This is a genomic window from Gemmatimonas sp. (assembly GCF_044345575.1).
Taxonomy (GTDB): Bacteria; Gemmatimonadota; Gemmatimonadetes; order Gemmatimonadales; family Gemmatimonadaceae; genus Gemmatimonas.
The window spans coordinates 1-6,646 of record NZ_JBIJAW010000182.1; the positions used below are offsets into that span (position 1 = coordinate 1).

At 65.3% G+C, this 6,646-nt stretch carries 4 protein-coding genes; 3 read left to right on the forward strand and 1 reads right to left on the reverse strand.

What is annotated here, in order from left to right; all coding sequences use genetic code 11:
* Positions 1–1,184 (forward strand): bifunctional phosphoribosylaminoimidazolecarboxamide formyltransferase/IMP cyclohydrolase (purH, locus tag ACIQ6O_RS11035; protein WP_396207844.1); only part of this gene is annotated, 1,184 nt, incomplete at its 5' end.
* A gap of 150 nt (positions 1,185–1,334) precedes the next feature.
* Here purH and ACIQ6O_RS11040 read toward each other — a convergent pair.
* Positions 1,335–2,588 carry an aminotransferase class V-fold PLP-dependent enzyme gene (locus ACIQ6O_RS11040; protein ID WP_396207845.1) on the reverse strand — a complete coding sequence of 418 codons (1,254 nt, stop codon included), beginning with the start codon at positions 2,586–2,588 and terminating at the stop codon, positions 1,335–1,337.
* Between the two features lie 272 nt (positions 2,589–2,860).
* On the opposite strand from ACIQ6O_RS11040, the gene ACIQ6O_RS11045 reads away from it, so the two are divergent.
* Together ACIQ6O_RS11045 and ACIQ6O_RS11050 are read left to right on the forward strand one after the other, a co-directional pair.
* Entirely contained in the window at positions 2,861–5,194 is a 2,334-nt protein-coding gene (locus ACIQ6O_RS11045) for a DUF2723 domain-containing protein (protein ID WP_396207846.1), read from the forward strand.
* A 107-nt stretch (positions 5,195–5,301) separates the two neighbouring features.
* Positions 5,302–6,504 carry an amidohydrolase family protein gene (locus tag ACIQ6O_RS11050; protein WP_396207847.1) on the forward strand — a complete coding sequence of 401 codons (1,203 nt, stop codon included), beginning with the start codon at positions 5,302–5,304 and terminating at the stop codon, positions 6,502–6,504.
* Positions 6,505–6,646 lie beyond the last annotated feature (142 nt).

The following is a 6,646-nucleotide window of genomic DNA, read 5'->3' on the forward strand; positions in this document are numbered from 1 at the left end:
AGGTGATCGAGAACATCGACATCGGCGGTCCCAGCATGCTGCGCTCGGCGGCCAAGAACTTCGAGAGCGTGTGGGTCATCGTGGACCCGAGCGACTACGCCCGGGTGCTGGCACACGTGGACGCGGGTACGGACGACGCGGCGCTGCGCCGCCTGCTCGCCGAGAAGGTGTACGCGCACACGAGCGCGTACGACGCGGCGATTGCGCAGTGGTTCGCGCAACAGCGTGGGGAGCCTTTCCCCGATCGCTATCCGCTCGCGTTCGAGAAGCAGCAGAGCCTGCGCTACGGCGAGAATCCGCAGCAGCGGGCGGCGTTCTACGTGGAGAAGCCGGGCGTGGGTCTCGGCGCACTCGTGCAGAAGGGCGGCAAGGAGCTGTCATTCAACAACCTGCTCGACCTCGAAGGCGCGTTGCTCGCCATCGAACCGTTCGGGGCGCAGGCCGCCTGCGCGATCATCAAGCACACCACGCCCTGCGGCCTCGCGACGGGCACCGATGCGCTCGACGCCTACAAGAAGGCGCTGGCCTGCGATCCGGTGAGCGCGTTCGGCAGTGTGATCGCGTTCTCCGTACCGGTGGATGCCGCGGCGGCAGACGCGATCAGCAGCCTCTTCGTGGAGTGCATCGTGGCGCCGCAGTTCGCCGACGAAGCGGTGGAAATCCTCGGGCGCAAGAAGAACCTGCGCGTGCTGGAAGGCACGGCCAGCTGGCCAGCGCACACCATGGACCTCAAGCGCGTGCGCGGCGGCCTACTCGTACAGGATCGCGCCCCCGCGCCCACCGATCCGCAGCAGTGGAACGTGGTGACGTCACGTCAGCCCACCGCCGACGAACAGCGGGACCTGCTGTTTGCGTGGAAGAGCGTAGCGAGCGTGAAGAGCAACGCCATCGTGCTCGCGCGCAACGGCGCCACGATCGGCATTGGTGCCGGGCAGATGAGTCGTGTCGACGCGAGCTTCGTGGCGGTGCACAAGGCCACCACCCTCGGACACGACACCAAGGGCGCATCGCTCGGCAGCGACGCGTTCTTCCCCTTCCGCGACGGGATCGATCAGGCCGCTGCCGCGGGCGTGACCGCGATCGTGCAGCCCGGAGGCTCGGTCCGCGACGAGGAAGTGATCGCGGCGGCGAACGAGCACGGGATCGCGATGGTCTTCACGGGCGAGCGGCTGTTCAGACACTGAGCCGCAAGACCTGAGAGGTCCGCACGAGCGTCGAAGGACGAGAGCGAGAAGTGAGCCCGGATAGAAGCGAGACGACCGCGGTCCAGAGGTGAAAAGCGAGAAGGACAGACTCGCTTCCCACCTCGAGGACACTGGATTCTCGCTTCTATGTTACGCCTTCGCGAGTTCGGTCAGGGCCCGCACCAGCGCATCCAGTTCCTGCGTGGTGGTGAAGAGCTGCGGTGTAACCCGTACCCCCGTCACACCGGCCGTGTTGATGGCCACCGTGAAGATGCGGTACTTCTCCATGAGGGCGGTGGCAAGATCGCCAGGCTTCATCCCCTCGATACCCACATTGGCAATGGCGCCGGTGCGGGCAGGGTCGCGGGGCGTGAACACCTTGATCCGTGGTACGCCACGCACCTTCGTGGTCCAATACTGCTGCAGCCAGCGCAGTCGCTCTTCCTTGCGCTGAATACCGATCGTCTCGTGGAAGGCGATGGCGTCTTCGATGGCCAGATCGGTGGCCACCGGATGCGTGCCGGTGTGATTGAGCTTGCGGATATCCGTGGCCGCGTACCCCTCGTCACCGTAGAGCGGCCACAGCTTCTCCACCGCACTCGGCTTCACGTACAGAATGCCGGCGCCGAGCGGGGTGCCCAGCCACTTGTGCAGCGACGCGCCGTAGAAGTCGCAATCGAGATCGGGGATGCGGAAGTCGAGCTGCGCGAACGCATGCGCGCCATCCACCGTGACCGGGACGCCACGCGCATGGGCCATGTCGCAGATCTTCCGCACGGGGAGCACGTGCCCCGTGATGTTGATCATGTGGCACACCATCAGCAGCTTCGTGCGCGGTGTGATGGCGTTGGCGTACACCTGCACCACCTCGTCGTCACTCGCGGGATCGAGCGGCACGGTCACGCGCGTGTTCGCGATGCCCCAGCGACGCGCCATGAGCGAAAACTGGTCGAGCATCGCCCCGTAGTCGTGCACACCCATCACCGCCTCGTCACCCGGCTTCCAATCGAAGCCGCTGATGACGGTATCCAGCGATTCAGTCGTGTTGCGGGTAATGATGAGTTCGCGCGGACTGCAGCCGGCGAGCGCGGCCAGCTTCCCCTGCACCCGTTCCTTGTTGGGGTATTGCACCGTGCGCATGTACCGCGAGCTCACCGCGTTCACCTCGCGGATGTGCTGGAGGTAACGCTCGAGCACCGGCTGCGACTGCATGGAGTAGTAGCCATGCTCGAGATGGATGAACTCGGTGGGCACGACGTACCGGGCGCGGAGTTCGCTCCAAAAGTCTTCCCGGCTCGCCAGGTCGGCGGGCGGTGTAGCGGCCAGCAGCTGCCGCTCGGCGGGGGACAGCGCGAAGCCGATCGCGGCGCCGCCGAGGGTACGTAGGAAGTCGCGCTTGTGCATGCCCGGGCCGGACGGATGTGACGGAACGGAGGGTGGACGGGTTGGCGGGTGCCCGATCGGGAATCGCCTGCCCGCCCGTAGCTGCAAAGCTACACCAAAGGGTGCCCGTTGTCTGACGGCGGGCTTTCCCGACCGGAACCTCCCGAGCGGGTTGTGCCCCTCCCATCACGGGGCGAACTTTGGTGGTTACCGGAAATCCGGAGCGCCGGGTTTCTGTCGCTGGAATTCCGACGGCCCATCCGGGCGTCGGCTGTACACCCTCCTCTCAGTCCATGACCGTCGCTGCGTCCGCATCCGCGACCTCTGCCAGTTACGGCGCCACGCGCGCCGAGGCCGCCGAACTCGATTACCGACCGTCCTATCTCGCCGCCGCGATCGCGGGGCTCGTGACGTTCCTGCTGTATATCGTCACGCTCGCCCCCACCACGTCGATGTGGGACACCAGCGAGTACATCGCGGCCGCCTATGTCCTCGGGCTCCCGCATCCGCCGGGTAACCCGTTCTTCGTGCTCATTGGGCGCGTGTTCAGCATCCTGCCCATCGCTCCCACGGTGGCCATGCGCATCAATGTGCTGGCCGCCCTGTCGAGTGCGGCGAGCGCGATGTTCTGGTTCCTCGTCACCGAGCGCGTGCTCGTGCAGTGGATGCCGCGGCGCTGGCAGCGCATCGTGGGCGGCTCGCTCGCGGTACTCATCGGCGCCACGGCGTTCACGGTGTGGAACCAGTCGGTGGTGAACGAGAAGGTGTACACCGTGTCGCTCGTGGGCCTCGCCGTGATCTGCTGGCTCACCGTGCGCTGGTGTGACGATCCGGAAACCCGCGGTGCCGACCGCATTCTCGTGCTCATCGCGTACCTGCTCGGCCTTGGCTACACCAACCACATGGCCGGTATGCTCGCCGCTCCTGCCGTGGGCGTAGCCGTCCTCATCCGCCGTCCGCAGACGCTGCTGCGCTGGAAGCTGCTGGTCGCTTGCGCCGCGGCACTGGTATTCGGCCTCACGCCGTTCGCCACGCAGCCGATCCGCGCCGCGCACTTCCCCGCGATCAACGAAGGCGAGCCCACGGGGTGCGTCACGGAGATCAAGGCCGACTGCACGTTCAGTGCGCTCACGTACGAGCGCTTCATGTACAACTTCAACCGCGGCCAGTACGGCAAGCCGGAGCTCGGTGAGCGCCAGGCGCCGTTCAGCGCACAGTTGGGGATGTACTGGCTGTACTTCAAGTGGCAGTGGCTGCGCGACGCCTACACCGAGAACCCGGGGCTGCAGAATGGCCTCGCCGTGTTCTACTTCATCCTCATCATCCTTGGCGGATGGATGCACTTCCAGAAGGACCGACGCAGCTTCTGGTTCTTCGGACCGCTCGTGTTCACGATGACGTTGGGGCTGATTTTCTACCTCAACTTCAAGTATGGCCATTCGCAGGACCTCGAACTGGGCGATAGTGTCCCGCGCGAGGTCCGTGACCGCGACTACTTCTACCTGTGGAGCTTCTCGGCGCTCAGCGTGTGGGCGGCGCTCGGGTTGTTCTACCTCTGGGAGACGGTCGCCACGCTGTTCGGCGCCGACGAGGTGAAGCTGGGCAAGCAGACGGTGAGCGAGCCGCGCACGCGCAGCTTCCTCATGGCGTCGCCGCTCCTCGCCATCGCGTTCATCCCGCTCTTCGGCAACTGGACGCAGGCTTCACGCAGCGGCCAGACCGACACCACCGACTTCGCGCGCGACCTGCTCAACTCGGTGGAGCCGTACGGTATTCTCATCACCGTCGGCGACAACGACACCTTCCCGCTCTGGTACGCGCAGGAAGTGGAGGGCATCCGCAAGGACGTCATCGTCGCCAACACGTCGCTGCTCAACACCGACTGGTACGTACGCCAGTTGCTGCGCCGCGAATCGTATGCGTACGACGAAGAGAAGGGTCCGGCCATCTACAAGGGCATGGGCAAGAAGCAGCCGAGCGGACCGCCGGTGAAGATGACCTTCGACGAAGCCGATGCGCTGCCGCTGGCCATCGCCACGCCGGAGAACGCGGCCTTCCAGAAGGGCGAGATCATTGCCCAGCCCCGTCTGCCGCAGATCATGAAGGCCGACCAGATGGTGTACTTCATGATTCGCGACGCCTTCCCTGATCGCGGCATCTTCTTCAGCCGTACGGCCGGTGGCTATCCGTATGAGCTCGGCCTCGAGCGTTACGTGGTCACGCAGGGGCTCGCGAAAAAGCTGCTGCCCCAGCCGGTGCTGCCCGGCCCCGACGTTGTCCTCATTCAGGGCGAGGGCGCCATGGACGTAAAGCGCTCCTACGAGTTGTGGACCAACGTATTCACGGCCACCAAGTCGTTGGCCGCTCGTAACGGCTGGGTGGACGATGCCTCGGTGGGTATTCCCGACCTCTACGTGATCAGCGGGGTTACGCTGGCTGAAGCGCTGGCGCAGAACGGCAAGATCGCCGAGTCGCGCACGGTGTACGACCAGTCGAGGCAGGTGGCGACGGCCATGCGCCGCGCGCAGATCTTCGGGTTCGACCGTCAGCCCACGCTGCCCATCGCACCGGGCGCCGACACGGCCGCGCAACAGCTGCTGCTGCCGCCGGATAGCACCAAGAAGTAAGCCTCACCGCTCGGCCAGTCCGAGACCGAACCAAGGGGACCGCCTCCGCGTAGATTCAGGAGGCGGTCCCCTTGTCGTTCAACCCCGACCGAATTCCCGGAGTACCCGTGCGTCGCGTCTCCCGTTCGTTCTTCCCGGTTCTCGCGCTCGTTCTTCCCTGCACCGTCATGGCGCAGGGTTTTCGTGGTGGCACCCAGATCAAGCCGGGCGAGTCCTGCCCACCGGGCACCACGGAGGTGCGTCCCCGCTCGTGCCTCGCCCCCGAGGGGCAGGTGCCAAGCATCGTGGATTACCGACCGAAGAGCACGCTCAAGGTACCGGCGACGATGCGCATGAAGGCCAAGTTTCCGGTCGTGGATTTTCACGGCCACCCCGGCGGTCCGCAGATCGGTAGTGTGGAGGCGCTCGAGAGGTTCGGCGTACAGCTCGATTCGATCAACGTGCGGCTCATGCTGGTGGCGGGCAACGTATCCGGCGACCGCCTCACGCAAGGCATCGCGCTGGTGAATCAGTCGAAGACGATGAAGGATCGCGTTCGCTTCCTCACCGGCATCAACTTCGGCGGTATCGGCACTCCGGGGTGGGCCGACAAGGCCGTAGCGCAGATGGAAGCGGACAAGAAGGCCGGTGCCGTGGGCATCGGCGAAGTGGGCAAGGGCTTCGGCCTCTCCACCAAGAAGGCCGACGGTTCGCGCCTCAAGCTGAATGACCCCGAGCTCAAGCCGGTGTGGGCTGCCGCCGCACGTCTCAAGCTCCCGGTGTTCATCCACACGGCCGACCCGCAGGAATTCTTCCGCCCGGTCGACTACACCAACGAGCGGTGGCTCGAGCAGTCGCTCTTCCCCGAGCGGCGGTATCCGCAGGATCGCTTTCCGAGCTTCGAACAGCTCATGGCGGAGCGTGACAGCCTGTTCAAGGCCAACCCGCAGACCACCTTCGTGGCGGCGCACCTGGGCTGGCACGCCAACGATCTTGGTCGTCTCGGCAAGATGTTCGACGAGATGCCGAATGTGCTCGGCGAAATGGGCGCGGTGCTCTACGACATCGGTCGTCAGCCGCGCGCGGCGCACGACTTCTTCGTGAAGTACCAGGACCGTATTCTCTTCGGCAAGGACAGCTATCAGCCCGAGGAGTATCCGTACTACTGGCGCGTGCTCGAAACGCGCGACGACTACTTCGACTACTACCGCGACTACCACGCCTTCTGGAAGCTGTACGGCATCGACCTGCCCGACGTGGTGCTCAAGAAGGTGTACTACCAGAACGCCCTGCGCATCACGGGCGTCCCCATGACGGGGTGGCCGAAGTAACGGCGATAGATCGGGAAAACCGATGGGTCTGCATCGAAAGTTCGATCCATCGCGCCATTGCCCGCGACATCCTGCGTTCCTACCCTTCGTCGTGGGTGCGCGGACCCGCGCACGGACCGGGGTGGGGAGGAGCCGCCCGCGA

What these genes read in the sequence shown, in the direction of transcription:
- ACIQ6O_RS11040 (WP_396207845.1), bottom strand. Translation starts at nt 2,588, where the DNA reads ATGCACAAGCGCGACTTCCTACGTACCCTCGGCGGCGCCGCGATCGGC.
- ACIQ6O_RS11045 (WP_396207846.1), top strand. Translation starts at nt 2,861, where the DNA reads ATGACCGTCGCTGCGTCCGCATCCGCGACCTCTGCCAGTTACGGCGCC.